This window comes from Blastococcus sp. SYSU D00669, assembly GCF_054050715.1.
The window spans coordinates 10,682-37,013 of record NZ_JBJGZV010000051.1 but is presented as its reverse complement, the minus strand read 5'-3'; the positions used below and the strand labels follow the sequence as shown (position 1 = coordinate 37,013).

Here is a 26,332-nt window from a genome sequence, read left to right as displayed (position 1 = left end):
CCCCCCCCCCCCGCGCCGGCCGCGCACCCCCCCCCCCCCCAGCCCCCCCCCCCCCCCCCCCCCCCCCCCCCCCCCCCCCCCCCCCCCCCCCCCCCCCCCCCTCGACGGGTCGGTCCGGCGGTCAGGGACGACCGCGGCGGACCAGACCGGTCTCGTACGCCCGGATGACGATGTGCACCCGGTCGCGCAGGCCGAGCTTGGCCAGGATCCGGCCGACGTGCGTCTTCACCGTCGGCTCGGCCAGGTAGAGCCGGACCGCGATCTCGGCGTTGGTGGCCCCCGAGGCGATCTCGACCATCACCTCGCGCTCCCGCTCCGTCAGCGCAGCGAGCGCGTCGTCGCCGGCCGGCCCGACCGGCAGGTCGGCGGCGACGTGGTCGAGCAGGCGCCGCGTGGTGGACGGCGCGAGCACCGCGTCGCCGGCGTGCACCGCCCGGATCGCGGCCAGCACCTCCTCGGCCGGGGCGTCCTTGAGCAGGAACCCGCTGGCCCCGGCGCGCAGCGCGGCGAAGGCGTGCTCGTCGAGGTCGAACGTGGTCAGCACGAGCACCCGGGGACCGGCGGGGGAGCGGGCGAGCAGGCGCCGGGTCGCCTCGACGCCGTCCATCCGGGGCATCCGGACGTCCATCAGGACGACGTCGCACGGCGTTCCCGCCACGACGTCGAGCGCCTGCGCGCCGTCCGCCGCCTCGCCGACGACCCGCATGTCCGTCTGGGCGTCGACGATCATGGCGAGGCCGGTGCGCACCAGCGCCTGGTCGTCGGCGAGGACGACGCGGATCTCCGGCCCGGTCACCGCGGCCGCCCGCCCACCGGTCCCGCGGTCGGGATCTCGCCGACGACGGCGAACCCGGCCGGTGCCGGTCCGGCGCTCAACCGCCCGCCGACCAGCTGCAGGCGCTCGCGCATGCCCACCAGTCCGCGGCCGTCGGGCCCGTTCCCGGTCGCCGGGCGGGCCGGCCCACCGGAGTCGGTCACCTCCAGACGCAGGGCGCGGGGGCTCCAGCTGAGCGTGACGGCCGCCTCGACGTCCGGCCCGGCGTGCTTGACGACGTTGGTGAGCGCCTCCTGCACCAGGCGGTAGGCGGCCAGGTGGGCCGCGCGGTCCAGCGGCTGCGGCGCGCCCTCCACCCGCAGGCGCACCGGCTGCCCGGACGCGCGCACCCGCTCGACCAGGTCGGGCAGGTCGTCGAGCGTGGGCTGCGGTCCGGTCCCGGCGGACGCCCCGTCGCCCGCGTCGAGGACGCCGAGCATCGACCGCATGTCGGTCAGCGCGGTCCGCCCGGTGTCGGCGATCGTCGCCAGGGCGGCCGCGGCCGCCGCCGGGTCCCGCGCGGCCACGTACCGGCCGCCCTCGGCCTGCCGCACCATCACCGACACCGAGTGCGCGATCACGTCGTGCAGCTCCCGGGCGATCCGGCCCCGCTCCTCGGCGGCGGCCTGCCGGTCCCGCAGCTCCCGGTCGGCCTCCGCCCGGCGGGCGCGCTCGGCGAGCGCGAGCACCTGGTCGGCACGGACCCGGCGGAACCGGCCCAGCGCCCACGCCGCCAGCACCGCGGCCAGCAGCGCCCCGCCGAGGAACACCAGCTCCCCGGTCCCGCCGACGGCCCGGGGCGTGCCGGCCGCGGCCCGCGCCGCGACCAGCAGCGCGCCGACGGCCCCGACGGCGAGCGAGACCGACGGCCAGGGGCGGCCGGCGTGGGCGCTCACGGAGTACGCGCCCACGAGGTAGACGAGGCTGGAGGGCAGCAGGACCGCCGGGTAGGTCGTGCCGGTCGCGTCGAGCCCGCCCAGCAGCGGCGCCAGGGCCAGCGCCAGCTCCGCGGCCGCGACGACGAGGAAGGCCGCGACCGGAGCGCGCCGCCGGAGCACGACCACGAGGTGCAGCACGACCAGCAGGCACGTCAGGACGACGCGCTGGGCGCCCGAGGCGTCGCTGCCGCGCAGCAGGGTGAGCGACATGGGCAGCAGCACGACGGCGAGGGCGCCCGCCAGGAGGAGCTCGCCCACCCACGGCCGCCGGCGGGTCCAGGCGTCCACCCGTTCCAGCGCCGCGACGGGGTCGTGCTCCACGCCGCGAGCCTAGGCAGCAGCCGCTCCCGCGGGCGTCCACCCGCGGTACCTCCCGCGTCATCCCGGGGTCGCGACGGGACGGTCCCGCCGTCCGATGCGGCGACCGGCCCGACGGGGACAGCGTCGACGCATGACCTCGACGCATGACCTCGACGCTCCCGACCGACCGCCCCCCGCCCGCTCCCCGGCGCGCGCGGCGCCGCGGTTCGCCGTCGCCGCCGGCCTCTGGTCGCTGGCCTGCGCCGCCCTCGGCCTGTGGTGGCTGCTGGACCCGGCGCGGTACGTGCTGGACGACGTGGCCGACCGGCCGACCTCCCTGCCGGCCGCTCTCCCGCCCGAGGCCGGGTCGGCGCTGCTGCTGGCGCTGGGGCTGGCCGGTGCCGTCCTGGCCGTGCTCCTGGGGCGCTACCGGGACGGGGCGCCCGGGCGGCGCGCCCTCGCCGGCGCCGGGTTCGCGCTCGCCGCGACCGCCGGCGTGGTGGCTCCCGACCTGCAGCTGCTCAGCCTGCTCGGCTACGCGCTGGCGCTGCTCGGTGGCCCCGTCCTGGTCGCCGTCCTGGCCGCGGGCGCGCGGCGCTCGCGCGGCAACCTGCTGGTCCTGCTGGCGATCGCCGCGGCGGTCGGCGTCGGCGTCCTCACCGGGCAGATCGGGGAGCCGACCCTGGAGATGCTGCGCGGTGTCCGGGACGGGCTGGGCCGGGTGGGCCCCCGCCCGCTGGTGCTGCTCTTCCTGCTCGCCGGGGGAGTGCTGATCGGCGCGGCGACCGCGGCCGCGCTGGGCACCCGGGCCCCCGCCGGCGAGCGGCTGCAGCGGTGGGGCCGGCGGGCGACGGTCGTGGCGGCCCTGTGCCCCCTGCCGTACGCACTGCTGCGCATGACCTGGCTGACCCCGTGGCCGCAGGGGCTCGGGCCGGGCCACGAGGAGATGCTGGACCACGGCATCCGGGTGTTCGGTGCCTCGCTCGGCCTCGCGGCGCTCGGCGGCGCCTGGCTCACGCTCGGACTGATCGCCCGCTGGGGCGAGGTGTGGCCGCGGTGGCTGCCCGGCCTGCGCGGTCGTCCGGTGCCGGTGCTCGCGGCCGTCGTGCCCGCCGGCGTCGTCTCGGTGGTGCTCTGCGCCGCCGCGCTGAGCCTGACCGTCATGGCGGTGCGCGACGGCAGCCCGATGCTGGTGCTGATGATCCCCGCGCCGCTGTGGGGGCCGGCCCTCGGCCTGGCCACGTACGCGTACCTCCGCCGGCGCACCGATCCCGTCGCGTCCGCGGCCACGCCGTCCGCGATGAGTCCGACGCACGCCACGGGTCAGCCCCCCGACGAGCGACCGGAGAGGGGCGACACGTGGCGGACGCCGGGTTCCTGAGAGCGGGCGACCCCGGCTACGAGGAGTCGCGCCGGGTCTGGGACGCCGTGGTGGACCGGCGGCCGGCGCTGATAGCCCGCTGCCGGCACACCCGGGACGTCGTGGACGCGATCGCGCTCGCCCGGCGCGAGGGCCTGAGATCGGCGTCCGGTGCGGCGGCCACGGCGTGCCGGGTCTGGCCGTGCCGGACGGCGGGCTGCTCGCGCACGACGCGTCGGTGGCAGCCGGTCGGCATGCGGACGGCGGGGCCATCGCCGGGGTGCCCGACGACTCCACGGCGTTCAGCCAGGGCGCGACCGCCGTCGAGGGGCGCCGCCCGCTGGACCGACCCGGCCGAGGACGCGGACCGCGTGGCGACGGCCCGGGAGTGCGCCGCCGGCCCGGCCCCGTTCGCCGCCGGCGTCCGGCGCGCCTACCCGCCGGCGAAGCCGGCGAGGCTCACCGCGCTCGAGGACGCCGTCGCCCCGGCGACGTCTTCCACCTCGACCGGAACGTCCCGCCGAGCGGCGTGCCCACCCCGGCTGACGGGCCGGCACGGGCCGGCCGACCGGATGGCACGATGCCCTCATGGCCTCGCCACGGGTGCCGGCCGACCGGGGCGGGACGGCGTTCGTCCTGGGCGGCGGCGGTGTCCTCGGCGCGGCCGAGGTGGGGATGCTGCAGGCGCTGCTCGAGCGCGGCGTCCGGCCCGACCTCGTCGTCGGCACGTCGGTCGGCGCGATCAACGGCGCGCTCGTCGCGGCCGACCCCACGCCCGCCGCGGTGGCCCGGCTGCGCGAGGTGTGGCAGGAGATGGCCTCCGAGCGGATCTTCGCCGGGTCGCTGTTCGCCCGCGCCGGCACCCTGGTGCGCACCCGCACCCACCTGCACCCCCGCGAGCCCCTGCGGGACCTCCTCGCCGCGCACCTGCCGGTGCGCACCTTCGCCGAGCTGCAGGTGCCCTTCCAGTGCGTGGCGGCCAGCATCGAGCGGGCCGCCGAGCACTGGTTCACCGCCGGCGGGCTGCTCGACGCGGTCCTCGCGTCCTGCGCCGTCCCGGGCCTGCTGCCCCCGGTCGAGCTGGACGGCGAGCACTTCCTCGACGGTGGGCTGGTGCACAGCATCCCGGTCGGCCGGGCGGTCGCCCTCGGGGCGACCGAGATCTACGTGCTGCACGTCGGGCGGGTCGACCGGCCGCTGCAGCCGCCGACCCGGCCGTGGGAGGTGGCGACGGTGGCGTTCGAGATCGCCCGGCGGCACCGGTTCGCCGCCGACCTGGCCGCGCTGCCGCCGGGCGTCGCGCTGCACGTGCTGCCCGCCGGCGACGAGGCCCCGCCGGGCGCGGCGAACCTGCGCTACCGCGACTTCTCCGCCGTCCCCGACCGGATCGAGCAGGCGCACGCCGCGGCCCGGCGCTACCTGGACCGGGCGGGCACGCCGGACGGCGGGGCCTGACGTGCTGCCACCCCGCCGGGTCCGCCGGCTCGCCGGACCGCTGGTCGTCGCCGCGCTCGTCGTGGCCGTCCTGCTGCTGCCGCTCCTCCTCGTCGTGGCGGTGCTCGCCTCGATCTGGCTGCCCGGGCGGTGGCGGGCGCTGCGGCTGCTCTGCTTCGGGCTGGTGTACCTGGCGGTGCAGGTGGTCGGGCTCGTCGCCGCGGCCGCGCTGTGGGTGCGCGGCGGGTTCGGCCGCCGGATGGACACCCCGGCGGTCCGGGCGGCGCACTACGCGGTGCTGCGGCGCATGCTCGACGTCCTCATGGCCGCCGCGCGCCGGCTGTTCGCGCTGCGGCTGGTCACCGACGGCGAGTCCTGGTCGCCGCTGGACGACGGCGTGCCCGGCTCGACCAACGCCATGGTCGTGCTCTCGCGGCACGCCGGCCCGGGCGACTCGTTCCTGCTCGTGCAGACGCTGATGGACCGCGACCACCTGCGCCAGCCGCGCATCGTGCTCAAGGACGTGCTGCAGCTGGACCCGCTGATCGACGTCTACCTCAACCGGCTGCCCAACCACTTCGTCGGCGCCGGCCCGGAAGGGGGTGCCGAGGAGGCGATCGCCGACCTGGCGCGCGGGCTGGGGGAGGAGGACGCGCTGCTGATCTTCCCCGAGGGCGCCAACTTCACCCCGCAGCGCCGCTTCCGCGCGATCGAGCGGCTGCGGCACCGGGGCCTGGTGTCCGCGGTGCGCCGGGCCGAGGCGATGCGGCACGTGCTGCCCCCGCGGCCGGCCGGGGTCACCGCGGCGCTGCGGGGCGCGCCGCACGCCGACGTCGTCTTCGTGGCGCACACCGGGCTCGAGCACCTGAGCACGGTCCGGGACGTGTGGCGGTACCTGCCCATGGACAAGACGCTGCACCTGCGCTGGTGGTTCGTGCCGGCGGCCGAGGTGCCGCGGGACGACGCCGAGCTGACCGACTGGCTCTACCGCTGGTGGGAGACGATCGACGACTGGATCACCACCACCCGGCGGCAGGAGGCCGCACCGGGAGCGGCCTAGGAGCGGCGGACGAGGGCCACGGCCTCGCGGTGCCCCAGGCCGGCGCCGGCGGCGAAGGCGTCGGCGAAGTCCCCGACGTCGAGCGCCTGCCGGGCCCGGGTGACCAGCTCGGCCTCCGTCGGCCGCGCCGCCGGCCACGACCGCAACCCCGCCCGTCGGCGCAGGCCGTCGGCCGCGCCCAGCGCGGTCGCCGCCCTCCGGGCATCGCCCCGGGCCAGCGCCAGCACCGCGGCGGCGACGAGGGAGAGGCTGAGGGTCAGCGTGCTGACGTCGGTGTCGTCGGGCGCGTCCACCGAGGCGACCAGCAGCGAGCGGGCCTCGTCCTCGCGCCCGGCCCGCACCGCCAGGGCGGCGAGCTGGGCGCGCGCCGCCGACGTCAGCCAGGCGTTGCCGAACCGGGCGCCGAGGTCGGCGACCTCGGCGAGGTGCGCGCGCGCGGCCTCGTCCCGGCCGAGGACGAACTCCAGGCCGCCCATCGTCAGGACGGCGAAGGCGAGGAACGGCTCGTCGCGGGACCGGAAGCCGTCGAGCGCCGTCGCCGCCGCACGCAGCGCACCGTCGAAGTCGCCGACGATCGGCACGATCCACGAGACGGCCAGCTGCGCGGCGCACTCGAGGGACGGGTCCCCGATGCGGCCCTCGAGCCGGCGCAGCCCGTCGACGGCGGCCAGCGCGCTCTCGTCGTCCCCCACCTCCACGGCCGTGACCGCCGAGGTGAACAGCAGCTCGGCCCGGGCGTGGTCCTCGAGCGCGTCGGCGCGCTGCTGCGCCTCGGCGATCCAGGCCCGTCCCTCCGGCATGCGGCCGCGCATCTGCCAGAACAGCCAGAGGATGCGGAACACGTGCGGCAGGCGCCGGACGTCGTGGGCGAGGAACCACCGGACGGCGGCGCGCAGGTTCTCCTCCTCGTCCTGCAGGCGGTCGGCCCACTCGCCCTGCCGCTCGGTCGGCCAGTCGGCGTCCTCCACCAGCGCCCCGAAGTAGCCGGCGTGGCGCCGCTGGACATCGTCCCGGTCGGCCCGGCCGGCCAGCTGCTCGGCGGCGTACTCCCGGACCGACCCGAGCATGCCGAACCGCGGCCCGGCGTCGGTGGGGTCGATGGTCACCAGGCTGTGCGTGGCGAGGACGTCGAGCAGGTCGAGCGTGCGGTCCTCGGCGAGGTCGGCGACCTGCACGGCGGCCTCGACGGTCCACCCCTCGACGAAGACCGACAGCGTGGCCAGCAGCTGCTGCTCGGCGTCCTCCAGCAGCCCGACGCTCCACTCCACGGTCGCGCGCAGCGTGCGCTGCCGCTCGGGGAGGTCGACCGGCCCGGGGCCCAGGGCGTCGAGCCGGCCGGCGAGCCGGGCGAGCAGCGCGGCCGGGGACAGCAGCCGGCTGCGCGCGGCGGCCAGCTCGATGGCCAGCGGCAGGCCGTCCAGCCGCCGGCAGATGTCGGCGACCGCCGTCGCGTTCTCCTCGGTCAGCGCGAAGTCGTAGCGGACGGCCTGAGCCCGCTCGACGAAGAGCCGGACGGCGGGCAGGGCGGCGATCTCCGCCAGCCCCGGGGGGTGCGGGAACGCCGGCACCTCGAGCGGCCCGACCGGGTACTCGCGCTCGGCGCGCAGGCGCAGCGCGGTGCGGCTGGTGGCGAGGATGCGGATTCCGGCGCTCCCGGCGAGCAGGGCGTCGAGGTCGGGGGCGGCACCGACGACCTGCTCGAGGTTGTCCAGGACGAGCAGCGTCGGAGTGTCCGCCAGGTGCTCGACGAGGACGTCCAGCGGCCGCCGCGCCCCCTCCACCACGGCGCCGACGGCGGCCGCGATGCGCGGCAGCACCTGCGCCGGGTCGTCGACCGAGGCGAGCGGGACGAAGACGGCGCCGCGCGGACCGCCCTCCTCGAGCCGCTCCGCCGCGGCGATCGCCAGCCGCGTCTTGCCGACGCCGCCGGGGCCGGTCAGCGTCACCAGCCGCACCCCGGGCGTCCGCAGCAGCTCGGCGACGTGGGCGACGTCCCGCTCCCGGCCCATCAGCGACGTCGACGGCACCGGCAGCGACCGCGCGCCCCGCCGGTCCGCGGCCGGCGGCGGGGGCGCCCCGGGCTCCGGACGACGGGTGGCGAACCGCTCGCTGAGCAGCAGCGCGAGGTCGTCGCGCACCAGCCGCCCGAGCTCCCGGGGGGTGCGGAACGAGCGGTAGGAGTCGGCCCCCTCGGCCTGGAGCTGCTCGATCATGGCCGTCAGCCGCGGCTCCCGCTCGGGGGCCGGGGTCTTGACGTACAGCAGGCGGGGGAGGGAACCCGACAGCCGGAACTCGTCCTCGAGCCCGGAGATGTCCATGTCCGGGCCGATCCAGCCGTACCGCTGCCAGTACAGCCCGACGAAGACGTCGGACTGCGCCAGGTACGCGCGGTACAGCTCCCGGGGCGGGTGCGGCCGGGCGCCGAGCTCGAACATCACCGGCGTGAGCCGCAGGGCGGAGACGGCCCGCGCCACCGCCGCCCGCTCCTCGGCCAGCTCGGCCAGCGTGGAGCTGACGAAGACGCGGAGGCGCTGGTCCGGCGTCCGGATCGGGGGTGCGTCCTGCTCGTCGACCGTCATGGCCAGTCCTCGGGAGGCGTCGTCGGGCGGGGTGCCATGGTGGCGCTCGCCGGGCGTCGGGCGGTAGCCCCGCGCGCGGCCGGACGTGCCGCTGCGCAGACGGCGGCCGACCGACCGCTGCGGCGCGCCGTACCCCGGCCCGGCAGGCCCTGGCGGGTCCCGGCGCGCGGGACGAGCCTGTGCCTCCCCACACCGCCTCGCAGGCGAGGAGCTGCCATGACCACCGTTCCCGACCGGACCGGGCCGACGATCGTCCTCGTCCACGGCGCCTGGGCCGACGCCTCCGGCTTCGCCGCGCAGATCCGGGCCCTCCGGGACCGGGGTCTGCGCGCCGTCGGCTTCGCCAACCCGCTGCGGGGCCTGCGCGACGACGCCCGGTACCTGGCCGACTTCCTGCGCACCCTGCAGGGCCCGGTCGTCCTCGTCGGCCACTCCTACGGCGGTGCGGTCGTCTCGGCCGCCGCGGCCGGCGACGACCAGGTCAAGGCGCTGGTCCTGTTCAGCGGCTGGCTGCCCGACGAGGGGGAGAGCATCGCGCAGGTCTTCGAGCAGAAGGGCGAGGGCAGCCTCGTGGGACCGGCGATCCGGCCGCTGCCCTTCACCGGCCCGGACGGGGAGGAGGCCGGCCAGGACCTCCACCTCGACCCCGCGCAGTTCCACGCGGCGTTCTGCGCCGACCTCGACCGCGACACGGCGGACGTCCTGGCCGCGACCCAGCGGCCGTGGAGCGGTGCGGGGTTCGCCGAGCCGTCCGGCCCACCGGCCTGGCGGACGATCCCGTGCTGGTACCTGCTGTGCACCGAGGACCGGGCGATCCCGGCGGCGACCCAGCGGTTCATGGCCGAGCGGGCGGGCGCGCGGATCCGGGAGGTCGCGGCCTCCCACGCCTCGATGATCTCGCAGCCCGAGGCGGCGACCGAGCTCATCCTCGAGGCCGCTGCGGCCGCCGCGCCGGCTCTCGCCTGAGGCCGCGCCGGATCGTCCGCAGGAGGTGATGCGGAACCGGTCGGTCCACGCCCAGCGTGGGCGGCGTCGCGGACGGGGCCCTGTGCGGCACGACCCCGCGGGAGCTGGTCGCCGTGGTCTGGATCGCGCTCAGCATCGCCGGTCTCCTCGTCGAGACCACCGTCGTCGTCGTCCTCGGCCGGATGGTGACCGGTCCCTACGAGGACGAGCACGCCACCGAGATCGGCCCGCCGGTCGGCGTCGGTGCCCGGGAGGGGCGGCGGGCCCGGCCCTGAGGCTCACGCACCGACGCCGCACGGCCCTCCACCGCGCAGGAACCCGTCCCGGAACGCGCGGAGCAGGTCGAACCCGCGGAGGCCGGAGCCGGGGAGCACCCGCTCCTCGACCCCGTGGACGAGCAGGAACTGCACCGCCTCGTCGACGTCGCCCGGACCCGCCGCCACCCCCGGCAGGGCGCCGCCGGCGAGCCGCGCGGCGTACCAGCCGGTCAGGCACACCGCCGAGCGGGTCGCCCGGGCACCCGCCGTCGGCAGGCCGAGCTGCGCGCGGACGGCGAGGGAGTAGGGCAGCGACAGGGCGGCGGCGACCGCGAAGTCGCCGATGCCCACGGCGGCCGGCCGCAGCAGGTCCGCCTCGTCGGCGTAGACCGTCGACACGGACGCGCAGTAGGCCAGGTCGCGGCCGGCCGCGCAGCCGGGCGCCGTGCCGTCGAACCCCTCCAGCCGGGGGACGGCGAACGCGCGGCCGAACGCTCCCGGGAACACCGACGTCCAGAACGCGGCCAGCGTCCCCTCGGCCGTCCGCACGGTCCCGCCGTAGGGGTCGTCGACCCGGCCCGCGCCCCCGGCCGGGTCGAAGGCCGTCGCCGTGAACAGCCGGTCCGCGCCGAAGCCGTCCCGGCAGGCCGCCGCGCCGTCCTCGTAGCCCTCGGCGAAGGCGGAGAGCCGGTCGAACCACGAGCCGTGCGCCCCGCTGCCCTCCGGGTCGCCGCCGACGGGGTCGCGCAGCACCCCGAAGCCGCGCGCGACGTCGTCGAGGTCCGGCGCCCGGACGGCGACGTGCGCCGCCGAGCCGGCCACCACCCAGGCGACCCACGCGCCGGCGAAGCAGTCGGCCTGCGTCTCGTCCTGGATGCTCCGGCCGCTCGCGGCGAAGCCCACCCGCCCCTGGACGACGTGGCCGAACTCGTGGGCGAGCAGCACCGCCGGCAGGGCCGGGCCGTGGGTGGACAGGAACTCCCGCAGCAGCCCGCGGTCGTAGGAGACGGCGTCGCAGGGCGTGCTGTAGAACGCCTGACCGGTGACCTCGGCCGGGTCGATGGGCTGCCCGGGGCAGCCGATGCCGGTCGGCGGGTACGCGGCCCGGTCGACGTCGGTGCCCTCGACGGAGAAGTAGCCACCCGCCACGGCCGGGAAGGCCGCGCCGTACACCTCGGGGAACGTCTCCGACCAGAAGGTCTCGAGGTCGGCCAGCGCGTTGCGGGCCAGCCGGTCCACCGGGTCGTCGACCGCGCCGGTGATGGCCGGCTCGGTGGCGGTCGCGTCGACCGGCACACCCGGGCCGGGGGTGGGTGACCCGACCACCACCGAGCCGCACCCGGCGAGGAGGAGCAGCGCGACGGCACCCCACGCCCAGCACCGCCCGCGGCCGGCTCGTGGTCGTCCGAGGGCCATCGGAGCTCCTGGGGAACGGCGCGCACCGGTCCGGGCAGCGTCGCGCGGCCGGCGCGGTCTCGCCCCAGGGAAACCCCCTGGCGCGAGGTGGCCCCCGGACGAGGACCGTCGACGGCGCGCGGGGACCGGTCGCCCCGCGCAGGAGGAGGGCGGCGCCCGTGGCTCCCGACACGACCCCCGGCGGCCGGCGGCCGTCGATCCTGCGGCGGCTGCGCGGCGACGGAGCCGACGAGCCGCGGCGCGGCGCCCCGTGGCGGGTGGAGGGCATGCCCGACGACGCCGACCGCCCGGCCGGGCAGCAGCCACGGCGGGTGGGCGTCTGGTGGCTGCTGGTCGCCGCACTGGTGGTCAACTGGGTCCTGGCGTCGCTGGTCATGGGCCCGCCGGCCCGCACCGACGTCTCCTACACCTTCTTCACCGAGCAGCTCGACGCCGGCAACGTCGAGACGGTGACCTCGACCGCGGACACCATCGAGGGCGAGCTGGGCGACGCGGTGGACTACCCGCCCGGCGCTGACGACGCGGTCCGGGTGGACCTGTTCACCACCCAGCGGCCGTCGTTCGCGACCGACGACCTCCTGGGGACGCTGGAGGCCAAGGGCGTCACGGTGAACGCCACCGATCCGGACGCCTCGGCCCCGCTGTGGCAGCAGCTCCTCGTGGGCTTCGGGCCGACGCTGCTGCTCGTCGGGCTGCTCGTGTGGTTCCTGCGGCGGCGTGCGGCCGCGGGCCCCGGCGGCCTGGGCGGGCTGGGCGGGTTCGGCCGCTCCCGGGCGACCCTGTACTCGCCCGACTCCGGGCCGCGGACGACGTTCGCCGACGTCGCCGGCATCGACGAGGTGCAGCACGAGGTGCGGGAGATCGTCGACTTCCTGCGCGACCCGCAGCGCTACGGCAGGCTGGGGGCGCGGATCCCGCACGGCGTGCTGCTCTCCGGCCCGCCGGGGACGGGCAAGACCCTGCTCGCCCGGGCGGTGGCCGGCGAGGCCGGGGTGCCGTTCTTCTCGATCTCCGCGTCGGAGTTCATCGAGGCGATCGTGGGGGTCGGCGCCAGCCGGGTGCGCGACCTGTTCGACCAGGCGAAGAAGGTCGCGCCCGCCATCGTCTTCATCGACGAGCTCGACGCGATCGGCCGCGCGCGCGGCGGGGGCTTCGCCGCCGGCGGGGTGGACGAGCGCGAGCAGACGCTGAACCAGGTGCTCACCGAGATGGACGGCTTCGAGGGCAACGAGGGCGTCGTCGTCCTCGCGGCCACCAACCGCCCGGAGGTGCTCGACCCGGCGCTGCTGCGGCCGGGCCGGTTCGACCGCCGGGTCGCCGTGAGCCCGCCGGACCTCGACGGCCGGCGGATGATCCTCGAGGTGCACACCCGGCACGTGCCGCTCGCGCCCGAGGTGGACCTGGCCGCGATCGCCGCGGCGACGCCGGGGATGGTCGGCGCGGACCTGGCCAACCTCGTCAACGAGGCGGCGCTGGCGGCCGCCGCCCACGGCCACGAGCGGGTGACCGGGACCGACTTCGGCGAGGCGCTGGAGAAGGTCCTGCTCGGCACCGTGCGCGGCATCGTGCTCTCGCCCGCCGAGAAGCTGAGCACCGCCTACCACGAGTCCGGGCACGCGCTGCTCGGCATGCTCACCCCGGGCGCCGACCCGGTGCGCCGGGTGACGATCATCCCGCGCGGGCAGGCGCTGGGCGTCACGGTGCAGACCCCGGAGATGGACCGGTACGGCTTCTCGGAGAAGTACCTGCGCGGCCGCATCGCCGGGGCCCTCGGCGGCCGCGCGGCCGAGGAGATCGTCTACGGCGAGGTCACGACCGGTGCCGAGAGCGACCTGGACCAGGCCACGCGCCTGGCCCGCCGGATGGTCGGCCGGTGGGGCATGTCGGCGGCGGTCGGGCCGGTCTCGGTGCTCCCGCCGCCGGGGGAGGAGCAGCCGTTCGGCGTCGACGGGGTCGCACCGGCGACCAAGGAGCTCGTCGACACCGAGGTGCGGCGGCTCGTGGAGGAGTGCTACGCCCAGGCGCTCGACACGCTGCGCGGCAACCGCGAGCGGCTCGACCGTCTCGCCTCGGCCCTGCTCGAGCGCGAGACGCTCGGTGAGGACGAGGCGTACGCCGCCGCCGGGGTGCCCCGCGCGACCGCGCCGGCCGCCGTCGCCCGCGGGGAGACGCCCGGCGGGGAGCGCGCGCCCGGGATGCCCCCGGCGGGCGTCTCCCTGCCCGCCCGCTGACCTGGGCACGGGTCCCGGGGAGCGCGGTGTCCCGGGGAGCGCGGTGGCCCGGGGAGCGCGGTGGCCCGGGAGCGCGGTGGCCCGGGAGCGGCCAGGGTGTTCGACGGGTGCGACCCCCGGGCGGGAGGACGAGCGTTCGGCCCCATGACCACCCTGTTCCGGCGTCTGCACATGCCCTCGTTCGACGGGGCGACCGCCTGGCTGAACTCCGAGCCGCTCGAGCCGGCCGGCCTGCGCGGCACGGTCGTCCTGGTCGACTTCTGGACGCTGACCTGCATCAACTGGCTGCGCCAGGAGCCCTGGGTGCGGGCCTGGTCGCGGGCCTACCGCGACGACGGGCTGGTCGTCATCGGCGTGCACACCCCCGAGTTCGCCTTCGAGCGCGACCTCGACCTCATCCGCGAGGCGGTCCGGGAGCGGGCGATCGACTACCCGGTCGCCGTCGACAGCGAGTACCGGGTGTGGAACGCCTTCGCCAACCACTACTGGCCGGCCCTGTACTTCGTCGACCGGGAGGGCATGATCCGTGACTCCCACTTCGGCGAGGGGCGCTACGAGGAGTCCGAACGGCTCCTGCAGCGGCTGCTGGGCGTCGACCGGCAGCTCGTCCCCGTCGTGGCCGAGGGCGTGGAGGCCCAGGCCGACTGGGACTCCCTGCGCACGGCCGAGACCTACCTCGGCTACGAGCGCAGCTCGCACTTCGCCTCCCCGGACGGCCGCCCCTACCGCCTGCCCGAGCGCCTGCCGCCCCACCACTGGGCCCTCGTCGGCGAGTGGTCCCTCGGGCCGGAGGACGTCGTGCTCGAGGAGGCCGGCGGCAGCATCGCCTTCCGGTTCGAGGCCCGCGACGCCCACCTCGTGCTGTCCAACCCGGGGAGGGCGCCGATCCCGTTCCGCGTGCTCCTCGACGGCGAGGAGCCGGGCCGCTCGCACGGCGTGGACGTCGACGAGCGCGGTGACGGCGTGCTCGTGCACGGCCGCATGTACCAGCTCGTCCGCCAGCACGACGGCGTCCGCGACCGGACGCTCGAGGTCACCTTCGGCGGGCCCGGCGCCCGGGCCCACGTCTTCACCTTCGGCTGAGATCCGCACCCACCCCTCCAGGAGCGTCCCCATGTCCGTGCCCACCCGACCCACCGCACCCGGCTCCGTCGCCGGCGACGTACCCGCGCCACGCACCGCCCCGGACGGCGACCCGACCGCGGTCCGCCCGTTCGAGGTGCACGTCCCGGAGGAGGAGCTCGTCGAGCTGCGCCGCCGGATCGCCGCGACCCGCTGGCCCACCCGGGAGCTCGTGGACGACCGGTCGCAGGGGGTCCAGCTGGCGACGCTCCAGGAGCTCGCGCGGTACTGGTCGACCGACTACGACTGGCGGCGGTGCGAGGCCCGGCTCAACGCCGTCCCGCAGTTCCTGACCGAGATCGACGGGCTGGACGTCCACTTCATCCACGTGCGGTCGCGGCACGAGGACGCGCTGCCGCTGGTCATGACCCACGGCTGGCCCGGCTCGGTCGTCGAGCTGCTCGACTCCGTCGGCCCGCTCACCGACCCGACCGCGCACGGCGGCCGCGCCGAGGACGCCTTCCACCTCGTGCTGCCGTCGCTGCCCGGGTACGGCTTCTCCGCCGAGCCCACCGAGCTCGGCTGGGACGTCGCCCGGACCGGCCGCGCGTGGGCGGAGCTCATGCGGCGCCTGGGCTACTCCCGCTACGTCGCCCAGGGTGGCGACGTGGGCGCAGGCGTCACCGACGCGATGGGCCGCCAGGCACCGGAGGGGCTGCTCGGCATCCACCTCAACCTGCTCGTCACCGCGCTGGCCGGCGGCCAGCCGACCGACACCGAGCAGGAGCGGGCGGCGGCCGCCGCCGTCGGCACGTTCCGGACGACCGGCAGCGCCTACTTCCAGGAGCAGGCCACGCGGCCGCAGACCATCGGCTACGCGCTGCTCGACTCGCCCGTGGCGCTGGCCGCGTGGCTGATCGACCACGACACCGACGCCTACTACAAGATCTCGCGCGCCTTCGTCGACGGGCAGCCCTCGGGCCGCCTGACCCGGGACAACGTGCTCGACGACGTCACGCTCTACTGGCTGACCGGCACCGGGGCCTCGGCGGCCCGGTCGTACTGGGAGAGCTACGGGGCCGACGCCCCGGGGGCCGCCGCGGCCGGTCAGGCCCCGCCGCCGGTCGCGGTCCCCGTCGGGTTCACCACCTTCCCCGGAGAGATCTGGCGGGCCCCGCGGAGCTGGGTCGCCCAGTCCTACCCGACGCTGACCTACTTCAACGAGGTCGAGCGGGGCGGCCACTTCGCCGCGTGGGAGGAACCCGAGCTCTTCGCGACCGAGGTGCGGGCGGCGTTCCGGCCGCTGCGCACCGGCTGAGCCCACGAGCCGGACGCACCGGCGGCCCCGGGGGATCCCCGGGGCCGCCGGTCCGGCGTCGTGTCAGCGCACCGAGCGGAAGGCCGCCCAGAGCTGCTCGGCGAAGAGCTGCGGCTGCTCCCAGGCGGCGAAGTGACCGCCCCGGTCGAGCCGGTCGTAGTGGATGAGGTTCGGGTACGCCTGCTCGGTCCAGCTGCGCGGGGCCTCGTACTGCTCGCCCGGGAACACGCTGACGGCGACCGGGATCGAGACGCCCTTGGCGTTGAAGAAGCCGCCCCGGTACTCCCAGTAGAGACGCGAGGCCGACACCCCGGTGCCCGTGAGCCAGTAGAGCGTGACGTTGTCGAGGACCTCGTCGCGGGTCAGCTCCCCGGTGTCGCTCGACGTCCGGTCCAGGGCGGCCATGACCGCGGCGGCCGGCTGGCCGTCGGCGTCGTTGTGGTCGAGCAGCCAGGCGGCGAGGCCGACGGGGGAGTCGGCGATGCCGTACAGGGTCTGCGGGCGGGCGGCCATGTACTTGGCGTACTCGACCTGGGCGTAGGTCCGGACCAGCTGGTCGCAGGCGCGCCGTTCCTCCTCGGACAGCCCGGCCGGCAGCGGGGAGCCCGCCTGGAGGGCGGCGTCGACGTCGGCCGGCACGGTGGCGGGCATGTTGGTGTGGATCGCCAGCAGCCCCTCGGGCGCCTGCAGCCCCATCTGGTCGACGACGAACGCCCCCCAGTCGCCGCCCTGGGCGACGTAGCGGTCGTAGCCGAGCCGCCGCATCAGCTCCGCCCAGGCCCGGCCCATCCGCTCGGGGCCCCACCCGGTGGTGGTCGGCTTGCCCGAGAAGCCGTACCCGGGCATCGACGGGACGACGACGTGGAAGGCGTCGGCCGCCTCGCCGCCGTGGGCGGTGGGATCGGTCAGCCGGTCGACGATCTTCAGCTGCTCGACGACCGAGCCGGGCCAGCCGTGGTTGACCACCAGCGGCAGCGCGTCCTCGTGCGGCGAGCGGGCGTGGACGAAGTGGATGTCCAGCCCGTCGATCTCCGTGACGAACTGCGGCAGGGCGTTGAGGGCCGCCTCGCACCGGCGCCAGTCGTAGCCGGTCCGCCAGTGCTCCGCGAGCGCCTGCATGACGGCCAGCGGCACGCCCTGGGACGTGTCGTCGACGGTCTCCTTCTCGGGCCAGTTGGTGGCCGAGATCCGCCGGCGGAGGTCGACCAGGGCCTCCTCCGGGACGTCGACGTGGAAGGGGCGGATCCCGACCGCCGTCTCCAGGGTGCCGGTCATGTGCGCCTCCGTTCTGCGAGCGGGCCGGCGTGCCCCGGGGCCGGGGCCGCGTCGTCGAGGAGGCGGCGGGCTGCGTCCGCGTCGGCGGCGGGGACCAGGACGCGCACCCCGTCGAGCTGCAGCTGGGGCTCCTGGCCGCCGGCGTCGTCGGTGACCGCGCCGGCTCTCAGCCCGTGGGCCCGGAGCAGCCCGACGACCAGCTCCGCCTCGATGCGGCTGCCCACGACCGCCACGGTCACCGGCGCGCCGTCCACGGGCCCACCTCCACCGTCCGCTCCGCCGTCCCTCCCCGGCAGCGTCGCGTGGCCGGGCGGTCCCTCGCGCCCGTGGAACCTCCGGGTGTGCTTGCCCTGGCCCGGGGCCGGTCCGGCGGGGCCCGGCGGCGAACCCGTGCCTCCCACGGGGGCGAGGGCCGTGGAGGAGGCCACCTTCGCCACCGCGACGTCCTCAGGGAGGAGACCACCATGACCTCGACACCGATCAGGCCGGACCTCGGCACCGCGCGGGGGACCTCCGCTCCCTCGGTCCGCCCCTTCCGGGCGGAGGTGCCCCAGGCGGACCTGGACGACCTCCGCAGGCGCCTCGCGGCGACGCGGTGGCCGGACGCGGAGACCGTCCCCGACCGGCCGCAGGGCGCGCAGCTGGCCGACATGCAGGAGCTGGTCCGGTACTGGGCCACGGAGTACGACTGGCGCAGGGCGAGGCGCAGCTGAACGCCTGGCCGCAGTTCACGACGACCATCGACGGGGTCGACGTCCACTTCTCCCACGTGCGCTCCCGGCACGAGGACGCGCTCCCGCTGGTCATCGCCCACGGCTGGCCCGGCTCGGTGTTCGAGCAGATCAAGGTCATCGGTCCGCTGACCGATCCCACGGCCTCCGGTGGCCGGGCGGAGGAGGCCTTCGACGTCGTCATCCCGTCCCTGCCCGGCTACGGGTTCTCGTCACGACCGACCGGGACCGGCTGGGACGTCGAGCGCATCGGGCGGGCCTGCGCCGTGCTCATGACGCGGCTGGGGTACTCCCGCTACGTCGCCCAGGGCGGCGACTGGGGCGCGGGCGTCGTCGAGGCGATGGCGCGGCAGGAGCCCGAGGGGCTGATCGGCATCCACACCGACCTCCCGGCGGTGTTCCCGCCCGACGCGGCCGCGGCCATCGCCAGCGGCGGGCCGGCCCCGGCCGGCCTCTCCGAGGAGGAGCAGGCCGCGTTCGACGACGTGCGGACGTTCCTCGCCACCGGGGGCTGGGGGTACTACCAGATGATGACCGCACGACCGCAGGCGGTCTGGGCCCGTCGTGCCTTCCCCAGCCGGGTCTACTTCCACCGGGCCGAGCGCGGCGGCCACTTCCCCGCGTGGGAGGAGCCGCAGGTCTTCGCCGAGGAGATGCGCGCGGCCTTCCGATCCCTGCGCTGAGCCCGGCGGTGGGGGTGGCGGGCCGACCGTCCGCCACCCCCGCCCACCCCGTGCTCAGCGCAGCACGGTCGCCATGTGCGCGGTGGCGTCGGCGACGGCCTGCTCCTCGCCGCGACCCTGCTCGCGCGCGACGATGTAGGCGGCGTACCAGTCCGACCAGTGGTGCGGCGGTGCGACGGCCTCGTACGCCCCGTGGTGCTCTTCGGCCTCCCGCAGGAGCCGGGCCAGGTGCTGGACGTCCATCGGTGCCCCTCCGTCGTCGTCGGGCCCGCCGCTCAACGGCCGGGGAGCCGGCCGGTCAGCTCCTGGAGCACCCAGCCGTTGCCGTCGGGGTCGGGAAAGGTCGCGTACGACGCGTAGCTGCGGCGTCCCGGGTCGGGTCCCGGTGCCCGCCGTGCGGGGTCCCAGGGGAACCCGAGGCCCCCCTCGGCGTCGTGGAAGACCCCGCTGACCTCCGCGCCGTTCCGGGTCAGCTCCGCGCGGGCCGCCTCGATGTCGGGAACGGCCAGGTACAGGCCCCGCGCCGAGCCGGGCGCCGTCCCCGGGAAGCCCGTGCCGAAGTGGATGGAGCACGGTGAGCCGGGAGGCGTCATCTGGACGACTCGGACGTCGTCGCCGCGGACGACGTCGACGTCCTCGCGCCACCCCAGCCCCTTGTAGAACTGCTTGGCCCGGTCGACGTCGGAGACGGGCAGGACGACGACCTCGAGCTTCATGTCCACGGCAGCACTCCTGGTCTCGGGGAGCGGCACCTGCAGGTCCGGCGGGTCGAGGCTGGCGGCCTGCCCACCCCGATCGACCCAGGGGAAGTCCCTGGTCCGCTGCCTGGTCGCGCGGCGTGGCGCAGGGACGCGGGACGCACGGGACGGCCAGGGGCAGTCCCTGGTGCGAGGCCGGCGCCGGCGGACGACGGTGGCCGGCGTCGGCACGACCGACCCGTCCCCCGGACGAGAGGAGGTCCCCGTGCGCCCCGACATCACCCCGGGCGGCGTCTTCCCCGACTACGCCCTGCCCGACCACACCGGTGCGGTCCGCACCCTCGGCGAGCTGCAGGGGCGGGACCCGATGATCCTGGTCCTGGCGCGCGGTCACTTCTGCCCGGAGGAGCGCCAGCACCACCTGGAACTGGCGGCGTTCCACTCCCGGATCGCCGTGGCGTGCACGCAGATCGTCACCGTCGCGACCGACGACCGGCGCACGCTGGAGGAGTTCCGCGCGTCGGTGGGCGCGTCGTGGACCTTCCTCTCCGACCCGGGGCGGATCGTGCAGAAGGACCTCGACATCCGGGAGTACACCGACCCCGCGAACGACCCGATGATCCCCCACACGCTGGTCCTCGGACCGGGGCTGGTCGTGCACTCGCTCTACAACGGCCACTGGTTCTGGGGCCGCCCCTCGGTCCAGGACCTGTGGCACGACCTGCGTGCGGCCACGGCCCAGACCCGCCCGGACTGGGACCTGAGCCGACCCGGTCTCCGCGAGGCGTGGGCGGCCGGCGAGCGGTCGCTGTTCCGGGGGCCGCGCGAGGTCCTGGCCGGCACGTGACGGGTCGAGCCGTCGGCCGGGTCAGGTGGCCGCGCGGTCGGCCGCGGGGAGCGAGCGTCGCAGCTCCCGGCGGGTGCTCACGCCGAGCTTGGTGAAGATCTTGCGCAGGTGCCACTCCACCGTCCGCGCGCTGATGTACAGCTCGATCCCGATCTCGGGGTTCGTCAGCCCCTGCGCGGCCAGCCGGGCGATGTGGGCCTCCTGGGCGGTGAGCTGCGCGGTCGTCTCCACGGTGCGCTTGCGCACCGTCTCGCCGGTGGCCAGCAGCTCGTGGCGCGCCCGCTCGGCGAACGCGGCCAGGCCCATCGCGGCGAGGTCCTCGTGGGCGGTCCGCAACTGCGCCCGGGCCTCGGCTCGACGGCCCTGCCGGCGCAACCACTCGCCGTAGAGCAGCCGGGCGCGGGCCGGCTCCACCCGCACGGTCGTGCGTTCGAGGCGCTCGATGCCCTCGCGGTGGAGCTCCTCGGCGGCGGCTCCCGGGGTGAGCAGGGCCCGCCGGCTCGCCTCGACGCCCAGCGCCCAGTCGGTGCCGCTGGCCCGGGTCAGCGCCGACAGCTGCTCGAGCGCGGCCGTCGCCGCGGTGAGGTCACCGGCGCGCGCGCCTGCCTCGACCAGCTCGGCGAGCGCCCACCGGGGCGGGCCCAGCTCCAGGGGGTCCGCGGTCGCGTCCCGTGCCGCCCGCAGCGCGTCGCCGTAGCGGCCCAGACCGTTGCACAGCAGGGCGCGCGCCCACTGCACCATGTTGATCCCCACCCCCTCGCCGCGGGCGGTCACGTCGTCGAGGCAGGACTGCAGCAGCGGTTCGGCGCGATCGGCGTCGCCCCGCGCGGCGAGCAGCCCGATCTCGCCGTACGGGACCAGCCGGCTCCTCGTCACCTCGGTCCCCGACCGGGCCTGCTCGACCAGGGACGTCGCCGTCTCGAGGTCCCCGGTGAACAGGTGGACGACGGTCCGCGTGTTCAGCGCGAGCGGGAGCGCGCTGAGAGCGCCGGACTCCCGCGCGACGGCGAGGTGGCGGCGGGTGAGGGCGTCCCAGGCGGTGTCGTCCCACAGCGAGGCCGCCGTGGCCGCCGCCAGCCAGGCGAACCGCAGCCCCTCGTCCATCGTCAGGTCCTCGCTGACGAACGCGCGCACCGCCCGCTGCAGCACCGGCGCCGCCGGTCCGAACCCGTCGGTGAACATCACCGCGAGCCCCTCGAGGAGCTCGTCGTCCTTGCGGGGGGCGGCCGGGGGACGCGCGGAGCGCACGGCCTCGGCCACCTGCCGGGCGCCGGGGCCGGCCGCCAGCCGCCCGGCGAACAGGGCGGCGGACAGCGCGTCGAGGTAGGTGTCCCGGGCCAGCTGGGCGTCGAGCGGTTCCAGACGACGGGCGGCGGCGAGCAGCAGGGGCAGCGCTTCGTTGCCCCGGTTCGCCGCGAACGACAACTGGGCCCGCAGCAGCTGCGCACGGGCGCGCCCGTCGTCGCCGAGCGGCCCCACCTCGGCCGTCGCCAGGAGGGCCGAGGCGTCGTCGAACGCGCCGGCGGTGACCTTGGCGCGGGCGGCGTCGAGCGCGCGCCGTGCCCGCCGGGCCGGCTCGGGGGTGAGCGTCACCGCCTCGTCGAGGAACGCGGCGGCCGCCGCCAGCCAGCCGTGCCCCAGCGCGCGGCCGGCCGACCGCTCCAGCTCCGCGGCCACGGTCTCGTCCGGCCCCACCGCGGCGTGCGCGCGGTGCCAGGCGCGGCGGTCGGGGTCCACCTCGGGGTCGGTGACGTCGGCCAGCGCACGGTGGACCTCCCGGCGCTCGGCCCGCGATGCCGAGCGGTAGACCGCCGACCGGACGAGCGGGTGGCGGAACCGGACCCGGTCGCGCAGCTCGACCAGCCCCGCCGCCTCGGCCGCCGCGGCCGCGTCGGCACCGATGCCGAGGCGCCCGGCCGCGCGCCACAGCAGCGCGACGTCGCCGACCGGCTCGGCGGCGGCGGTGAGCAGGAGCGTGCGCGTCGGACGGGGCAGTGGCTGCACCTGGACCATGAAGCCGCGTTCGAGGCGGTGCACCAGCGAGCCGCCGCCGGTGTCGCCACCGAGGTCCAGCTCGGCGGGCGAGAGCCCGCGGGGCAGCTCGAGCAGCGCCAGCGGGTTGCCGTGGCACTCGGCCAGGATGCGGTCGCGCACCCGAGGGTCGAGCGTGCCGGTCACCGCCGAGTCCAGCAGCGCCGCGGCGTCGCTGCTGCCCAGGCCGCGCACCACGAGCTCGGGCAGCCCGGCCAGGCGGGGGTCGTCGTCGGTCCCCCGGACGGCGAACACCACGGCCACGGGTTCCGCGTGCAGCCGCCGGGCGACGAACTCCAGGGTCTGTGCCGACGCCTGGTCCAGCCACTGGGCGTCGTCGACGACGCAGACCAGCGGTCGTTCCTCGGCCACCTCGGAGAGCAGGGTGAGCACCGCCAGCCCGACGAGGAAGCGGTCCGGAGGCGCACCCGGCTGCAGTCCGAACGCCGTGCACAGCGCCGCTCGCTGCGGAACGGGCAGCGTCTCCAGCCGGTGCAGGTACGGGCTGCACAGCTGGTGGAGGCCGGCGAAGGCCAGTTCCATCTCCGACTCGACGCCGGAAGCGCGCGCGACGCGGCACCCGGCGGCGCGTTCCAGCAGGAAGTCGAGCAGGGCGGTCTTGCCGATCCCGGCCTCGCCCCGGAGCACGAGGACCTGGCTGCGCCCCGCCTTCGCCGCGGCCACCAGGCCGCTGAGCAGGTCGCACTCGGTGCGCCGTCCCAGCAGCCGGGGCCGCGTGCCGGGAGCGGACATGTCCTCCACCGCCTCAGGTCGTCGGGGGAAGTGCTCGGCGGTCATGGTCGAGCGCTGCAGGGGCCGGCAGCGCGGCGTCCCCATCCGACCCCGGGAGCCGGCCGGGCGACAGGGCCCGACGGCAATGGTGCGTCGAGCGGGAGGACGCTAGGGGACGCCGGGCCGCCGCCGCCAGGCCTCCCGGGGCGCCGGGGATGGGTCATCCGACTCGTCTCCGCCGTCCGGGCCCGGACCAGGGCAGTGCCAGGGGGTTCCCCTGGTGCGAGGCGACGGGCCCGGCCGTGAGGTTCGTCGGCATGACGATCCCGGGCTCGGGTGGAGCCGATCCCGAACAGGCCTCCGGCCTGCTGCAGCCGACGGAGACCCTGGACGCGCTCGCGGGCGTGGCCGACGTCCTCGACACCGGCTGGTCGCCGCCGGAGCGCCCGTGGGCGGCGCTGGACTGGGGGACGACCTGGCGGGAGGAGACCGCCGGGGAGGGCCTCGCCGGCCGGCTGGCCCGCGAGCTGCCCGACCTGCGGGACGGCGATCCCGCCGGCGACGGCCTCGGCGACACGGCCGACACCGACGGCGAGCTCCTCGACGAGGAGGTGGGCAGTTCCCGGTCCGGTCGGCTGTGCTGGGCCTGGGCGCTCTCGGGTGCGGCCGAGGGGCAGCTCCACGGCCGCGACGTGGGCATCGACGGCGCGGGGGCGAGCGCGGAGGAGGCCGCCGTCCACCTGGTCGTCGGCCCGGAACCGGACGACCCCCGCTGGGGATCCCGCTGACGACCCGAGAGGAGCCCGCATGCCCGTCCTGAGCCGTGGTTTCGGCCGGGGGAGGACCCGGTCGGACGACGACCGCCTCCCCCCTGGTCAGTACGACGTCGGCACCGCGTTCCCCGTGCTGTCGGCCGGGCCCACCCCGCGCACGCACCTGTCGCGGTGGGACCTGAGCATCGACGACGGGTCCGGCACCGTGCGCCGCTGGAACTGGGAGGAGTTCCGGGCACTGCCCCGGGAGGCGCTCACCGTCGACATCCACTGCGTGACGAAGTGGTCGAAGTTCGACACCCGCTGGGAGGGCGTCGCCGTCGACACCCTGCTGCGCGACCTGCCCACGACGGCCACCCACGTGCTCGCGGAGAGCGACAACGGCTACACCACGAACCTGCCGCTGGAGGACCTCACCGGCGGCCGGGCCTGGGTCGTCGACACCTACGACGGCGAGCCGCTGGCCCCCGACCACGGCGGACCGGCCCGACTGCTCGTGCCGCACCTCTACTTCTGGAAGAGCGCCAAGTGGGTGCGGCGGCTGACCCTGCGCCACCACGACGGCCCCGGTTTCTGGGAGACCTTCGGCTACCACCTCTACGGCGACCCATGGCGCGAGCAGCGGTACAGCGGCGACTGACCTGGCTGGAGGCCAGGGTCCTGGAGAACCGGGCGGAATCGGCCCGGGTGCACCGGCTGGTGTTCGACGTGCCCGGCTGGTCCGGTCACCTGCCGGGGCAGCACGTCGACGTCCGGCTCACCGCCGAGGACGGCTACTCCGCCCAGCGCAGCTACTCCATCGCCTCGCCGCCCGACGTCGACGAGCTGCACCTGCTGGTCGAGCGGCTGCCGGACGGCGAGGTCTCCGGGTACCTGACGGCGGAGCTGCGGCCCGACGACGTGATCGAGCTGCGCGGGCCCATCGGGGGCTACTTCGTGTGGTCGGCCGCCGCCGACCGGGCCGACCCCGGCGAGGGGCGGCGTCCGGTGCAGCTGGTCGCCGGCGGCACCGGCGTCTCCCCGTTCACGGCGATGCTCGACCACCGCCGCCGGCAGGGGAGCTCCACGGCGATGCAGCTGCTCCTGTCCGCCCGCACCGCCGCCGACGTCCTGGCCCGGGAGCTGCTCGGACCGGAGACGACGGTGACCCTGACCCGGGAGTCGCCTCCCGGCTGGACGGGGGAGACCGGGCGGATCGACGCCGCGATGCTGCGCCGTCGCGCCCTGGCGCCGGCCGACCGCCCGCGGGTCTTCGTCTGCGGGCCGACGACGTTCGCCGAGGCCGTGGCCACGACGCTGGTCGACCTCGGACACGAACCCCGCTCGATCAGGATCGAACGCTTCGGGAACGCTGGAGACACGTGATGACCGACATGGCTGCCGACACCACCAGCGCCCGCCGTCTCGACGGCAACGCCGCCGGCGGCGCGCTGGCCGAGCTCTTCGCGGTGGACATGACCACCGCCCGGTCCCGCTGCGCCGGCTGCGGGACGACGTCGGTGCTCGGCTCGCACCTCCTCTACGCCGACGCCCCCGGCATGGTGCTGCGCTGCCCCGGCTGCTCCGGGGTCGTGATGCGGTTCGCGTCCCGGGACGGGCAGCTGCTGGTGGACCTGCGCGGGGCCGAGCTGCTCACCGTCCCGGCGCCGGTGTCGTCGGCCTGACCGGCTCGGTCGGAGGCCGCGGTGCACCGGCGAGCGCGTCGCGGAGGGCTGCGCGGGTCGAGACCCCGAGCTTGGGGAACACCCGGTAGAGGTGCCCGGAGACCGTCCGCGGGGACAGGTGCAGACGGCTGCCGATCTCCTTGTTCGACAGGCCGGAGGCGGCGAGCGAGGCGATCTCGTGCTCCTGGGGGGTCAGCGTCACGGGACCGCCCCGCCCGTCCGGCGGCCGCGGCGCCGCCCGGCCGCCGGCGCGGAGCTCGTGCGCGGCGTGACCGGCCCAGGGCCGGGCGCCGAGCCGCTGGAAGACCTCCAGGGCCGACGCCAGTTCCCGCCGGGCGGCCGAGGTCGCGCGCGTCCGGCGGAGGTGCTCGCCGTGGGCCAGCTGCACCCGGGCGCGCTCGAAGGGGTACCGCTCCGCTCCCGGGACGGCGAGGGCCTCTCGGTAGCGGGCGGCGGCGTCGTCCCCCGTGGCCACCAGCGCGGCGGCGCCGGCCGCCAGCAGGGCGAGCCGGGGCCGCAGGCGGAAGATCTCCGCGCGCTGCATCGCCGCGGCGTGCGCCGCGGCCTCCGCGTGCCGGCCGGTGCGCACCGCGGCCTCGACCAGGTCCTTGGCCACCCACGTGGCGGCCGGGACGTGCGGTGCCAGCCGCCCCGGCGGGCTGATGGCCGTGGTGTGGCGGTAGGCCTCCTCGTAGTCGCCCCGGCCGAGCGCGGCGAGGGCGCGCGCCCGGTGCGCGAAGTGCTCGATCATCACCGCACCGCGCGGCGCGGCCCAGCTGAGCAGGTCGCCGGTCGACGACCGGGTGGCCGCCTCCTCGCCGCGGGCCGCGGCGAGCATGGCCCGGCAGTAGACCCCCGGCATGGAGATGAGCCGGTAGCCGAGCCGCTCGCCCCACTCGATCCCCTCCTGGGCCGCCCGGGCGGCCTCCTCCCAGCGTCCGGCGCGGAAGTCGTCGTGGCACAGCATCATCAGCGCCTGGACGGCGGAGGTGGCCGCCCCGCCGGCCCGCCCGTCGTGGACGACGCGCCAGAGCGCCGGACGGCAGGCGTGCAGCCGGTCGACTCCTCCACGGCCGGTCCGGCCCGTCCCCAAGGTGGTCGCCGACGTGATCCGGCAGGCGGTGACCGCGGTGTCGGCGTAGGAGCCCGGGCCGCCGCGACCG

Annotated in this window: 24 protein-coding genes and 1 pseudogene; 15 read left to right on the top strand and 10 right to left on the bottom strand. The window is 76.8% G+C overall.

Features of this window, described 5'->3' with window-relative positions:
- Positions 1-121: 121 nt before the first annotated feature.
- Both ACI8AF_RS24810 and ACI8AF_RS24805 read right to left on the bottom strand, forming a co-directional pair.
- Positions 122-796 carry a response regulator gene (locus tag ACI8AF_RS24810; RefSeq protein ID WP_456542442.1) on the bottom strand — a complete coding sequence of 225 codons (675 nt, stop codon included), beginning with the start codon at positions 794-796 and terminating at the stop codon, positions 122-124.
- Positions 793-2,073 carry a sensor histidine kinase gene (locus tag ACI8AF_RS24805; protein ID WP_456542441.1) on the bottom strand — a complete coding sequence of 427 codons (1,281 nt, stop codon included), beginning with the start codon at positions 2,071-2,073 and terminating at the stop codon, positions 793-795. Before ACI8AF_RS24805 ends, ACI8AF_RS24810 begins: the two co-directional genes overlap by 4 nt.
- A 130-nt stretch (positions 2,074-2,203) precedes the next feature.
- Here ACI8AF_RS24805 and ACI8AF_RS24800 point away from each other — a divergent pair, with 130 nt between their 5' ends.
- From ACI8AF_RS24800 to ACI8AF_RS24790, 3 genes are all read left to right on the top strand, one after another.
- Positions 2,204-3,433 carry a hypothetical protein gene (locus tag ACI8AF_RS24800; protein WP_456542440.1) on the top strand — a complete coding sequence of 410 codons (1,230 nt, stop codon included), beginning with the start codon at positions 2,204-2,206 and terminating at the stop codon, positions 3,431-3,433.
- A gap of 567 nt (positions 3,434-4,000) precedes the next feature.
- Entirely contained in the window at positions 4,001-4,867 is an 867-nt protein-coding gene (locus ACI8AF_RS24795; RefSeq protein WP_456542439.1) for a patatin-like phospholipase family protein, read from the top strand.
- Position 4,868: 1 nt separating this feature from the next.
- Positions 4,869-5,906, top strand: a complete 1,038-nt coding sequence (locus ACI8AF_RS24790; RefSeq protein WP_456542438.1) for a lysophospholipid acyltransferase family protein — start codon at positions 4,869-4,871, stop codon at positions 5,904-5,906.
- On the opposite strand, the gene ACI8AF_RS24785 is transcribed toward ACI8AF_RS24790, so the two are convergent.
- Positions 5,903-8,485, bottom strand: coding sequence for a DUF4062 domain-containing protein (locus ACI8AF_RS24785; RefSeq protein ID WP_456542437.1), 2,583 nt, complete (start codon positions 8,483-8,485; stop codon positions 5,903-5,905). The genes ACI8AF_RS24790 and ACI8AF_RS24785 overlap by 4 nt on opposite strands.
- A 216-nt stretch (positions 8,486-8,701) precedes the next feature.
- On the opposite strand from ACI8AF_RS24785, the gene ACI8AF_RS24780 reads away from it, so the two are divergent.
- Both ACI8AF_RS24780 and ACI8AF_RS24775 read left to right on the top strand, forming a co-directional pair.
- Complete coding sequence (locus tag ACI8AF_RS24780; protein ID WP_456542436.1) at positions 8,702-9,451, top strand: alpha/beta fold hydrolase; 750 nt, start codon at positions 8,702-8,704, stop codon at positions 9,449-9,451.
- A 56-nt stretch (positions 9,452-9,507) separates the two neighbouring features.
- Complete coding sequence (locus tag ACI8AF_RS24775; RefSeq protein ID WP_456542435.1) at positions 9,508-9,726, top strand: hypothetical protein; 219 nt, start codon at positions 9,508-9,510, stop codon at positions 9,724-9,726.
- Between the two features lie 3 nt (positions 9,727-9,729).
- Here ACI8AF_RS24775 and ACI8AF_RS24770 read toward each other — a convergent pair whose 3' ends face one another.
- Positions 9,730-11,124, bottom strand: coding sequence for a neutral zinc metallopeptidase (locus ACI8AF_RS24770; protein WP_456542434.1), 1,395 nt, complete (start codon positions 11,122-11,124; stop codon positions 9,730-9,732).
- A gap of 158 nt (positions 11,125-11,282) precedes the next feature.
- On the opposite strand from ACI8AF_RS24770, the gene ftsH reads away from it, so the two are divergent.
- The 3 genes from ftsH (at position 11,283) to ACI8AF_RS24755 (ending at position 15,735) form a co-directional block, all read left to right on the top strand.
- Positions 11,283-13,355: an ATP-dependent zinc metalloprotease FtsH gene (gene ftsH / locus ACI8AF_RS24765; protein ID WP_456542433.1), complete on the top strand. Its 2,073-nt coding sequence runs from the start codon at positions 11,283-11,285 to the stop codon at positions 13,353-13,355.
- A 144-nt stretch (positions 13,356-13,499) separates the two neighbouring features.
- On the top strand, positions 13,500-14,438 hold the full coding sequence (locus ACI8AF_RS24760) for a thioredoxin (protein WP_456542432.1): 939 nt from the start codon (positions 13,500-13,502) through the stop codon (positions 14,436-14,438).
- Positions 14,439-14,469: 31 nt separating this feature from the next.
- On the top strand, positions 14,470-15,735 hold the full coding sequence (locus ACI8AF_RS24755) for an epoxide hydrolase family protein (RefSeq protein WP_456542431.1): 1,266 nt from the start codon (positions 14,470-14,472) through the stop codon (positions 15,733-15,735).
- Positions 15,736-15,798: 63 nt separating this feature from the next.
- On the opposite strand, the gene ACI8AF_RS24750 is transcribed toward ACI8AF_RS24755, so the two are convergent.
- Positions 15,799-17,010 carry an epoxide hydrolase family protein gene (locus ACI8AF_RS24750; protein ID WP_456542430.1) on the bottom strand — a complete coding sequence of 404 codons (1,212 nt, stop codon included), beginning with the start codon at positions 17,008-17,010 and terminating at the stop codon, positions 15,799-15,801.
- Positions 17,007-17,264 (bottom strand): putative signal transducing protein, encoded by a 258-nt coding sequence (locus ACI8AF_RS24745; protein WP_456542429.1) that lies wholly within the window; start codon positions 17,262-17,264, stop codon positions 17,007-17,009. The genes ACI8AF_RS24750 and ACI8AF_RS24745 overlap by 4 nt, the downstream gene beginning before the upstream one ends.
- Positions 17,265-17,474: 210 nt before the next feature.
- On the opposite strand from ACI8AF_RS24745, the pseudogene ACI8AF_RS24740 reads away from it, so the two are divergent.
- Positions 17,475-17,788, top strand: a pseudogene (locus ACI8AF_RS24740) (epoxide hydrolase N-terminal domain-containing protein); the annotation flags it as partial.
- Positions 17,780-18,424, top strand: a complete 645-nt coding sequence (locus tag ACI8AF_RS24735) for an alpha/beta fold hydrolase (protein ID WP_456542444.1) — start codon at positions 17,780-17,782, stop codon at positions 18,422-18,424. The pseudogene ACI8AF_RS24740 and the gene ACI8AF_RS24735, both read left to right, overlap by 9 nt.
- A 54-nt stretch (positions 18,425-18,478) precedes the next feature.
- On the opposite strand, the gene ACI8AF_RS24730 is transcribed toward ACI8AF_RS24735, so the two are convergent.
- Together ACI8AF_RS24730 and ACI8AF_RS24725 are read right to left on the bottom strand one after the other, a co-directional pair.
- A complete protein-coding gene (locus tag ACI8AF_RS24730; RefSeq protein ID WP_456542428.1) occupies positions 18,479-18,667 on the bottom strand; it encodes a hypothetical protein in 189 nt (62 codons plus the stop codon).
- 32 nt (positions 18,668-18,699) lie between these two features.
- Positions 18,700-19,140, bottom strand: coding sequence for a VOC family protein (locus ACI8AF_RS24725; protein WP_456542443.1), 441 nt, complete (start codon positions 19,138-19,140; stop codon positions 18,700-18,702).
- A gap of 247 nt (positions 19,141-19,387) precedes the next feature.
- Here ACI8AF_RS24725 and ACI8AF_RS24720 point away from each other — a divergent pair, with 247 nt between their 5' ends.
- Complete coding sequence (locus ACI8AF_RS24720) at positions 19,388-19,969, top strand: redoxin domain-containing protein (RefSeq protein ID WP_456542427.1); 582 nt, start codon at positions 19,388-19,390, stop codon at positions 19,967-19,969.
- Between the two features lie 21 nt (positions 19,970-19,990).
- Here the strand turns inward: ACI8AF_RS24720 and ACI8AF_RS24715 are convergent, their stop codons facing one another.
- Positions 19,991-22,798 (bottom strand): ATP-binding protein, encoded by a 2,808-nt coding sequence (locus tag ACI8AF_RS24715; RefSeq protein ID WP_456542426.1) that lies wholly within the window; start codon positions 22,796-22,798, stop codon positions 19,991-19,993.
- 251 nt (positions 22,799-23,049) lie between these two features.
- On the opposite strand from ACI8AF_RS24715, the gene ACI8AF_RS24710 reads away from it, so the two are divergent.
- Genes ACI8AF_RS24710 through ACI8AF_RS24695 form a run of 4 tightly spaced genes read left to right on the top strand, consistent with a single transcriptional unit; the run spans position 23,050 to position 25,169 of the window.
- Positions 23,050-23,520 carry a DUF5709 domain-containing protein gene (locus tag ACI8AF_RS24710; protein ID WP_456542425.1) on the top strand — a complete coding sequence of 157 codons (471 nt, stop codon included), beginning with the start codon at positions 23,050-23,052 and terminating at the stop codon, positions 23,518-23,520.
- 19 nt (positions 23,521-23,539) lie between these two features.
- The gene (locus ACI8AF_RS24705) at positions 23,540-24,145 is read left to right on the top strand and encodes a molybdopterin-dependent oxidoreductase (protein ID WP_456542424.1); all 606 of its coding nucleotides are present in this window, start codon (positions 23,540-23,542) and stop codon (positions 24,143-24,145) included.
- Positions 24,115-24,870: an FAD-binding oxidoreductase gene (locus ACI8AF_RS24700; protein ID WP_456542423.1), complete on the top strand. Its 756-nt coding sequence runs from the start codon at positions 24,115-24,117 to the stop codon at positions 24,868-24,870. Before ACI8AF_RS24705 ends, ACI8AF_RS24700 begins: the two co-directional genes overlap by 31 nt.
- The gene (locus tag ACI8AF_RS24695) at positions 24,870-25,169 is read left to right on the top strand and encodes a DUF6510 family protein (RefSeq protein WP_456542422.1); all 300 of its coding nucleotides are present in this window, start codon (positions 24,870-24,872) and stop codon (positions 25,167-25,169) included. Before ACI8AF_RS24700 ends, ACI8AF_RS24695 begins: the two co-directional genes overlap by 1 nt.
- Here ACI8AF_RS24695 and ACI8AF_RS24690 read toward each other — a convergent pair.
- Positions 25,138-26,262: a helix-turn-helix transcriptional regulator gene (locus ACI8AF_RS24690; RefSeq protein WP_456542421.1), complete on the bottom strand. Its 1,125-nt coding sequence runs from the start codon at positions 26,260-26,262 to the stop codon at positions 25,138-25,140. The genes ACI8AF_RS24695 and ACI8AF_RS24690 overlap by 32 nt on opposite strands.
- Positions 26,263-26,332: the final 70 nt, after the last annotated feature.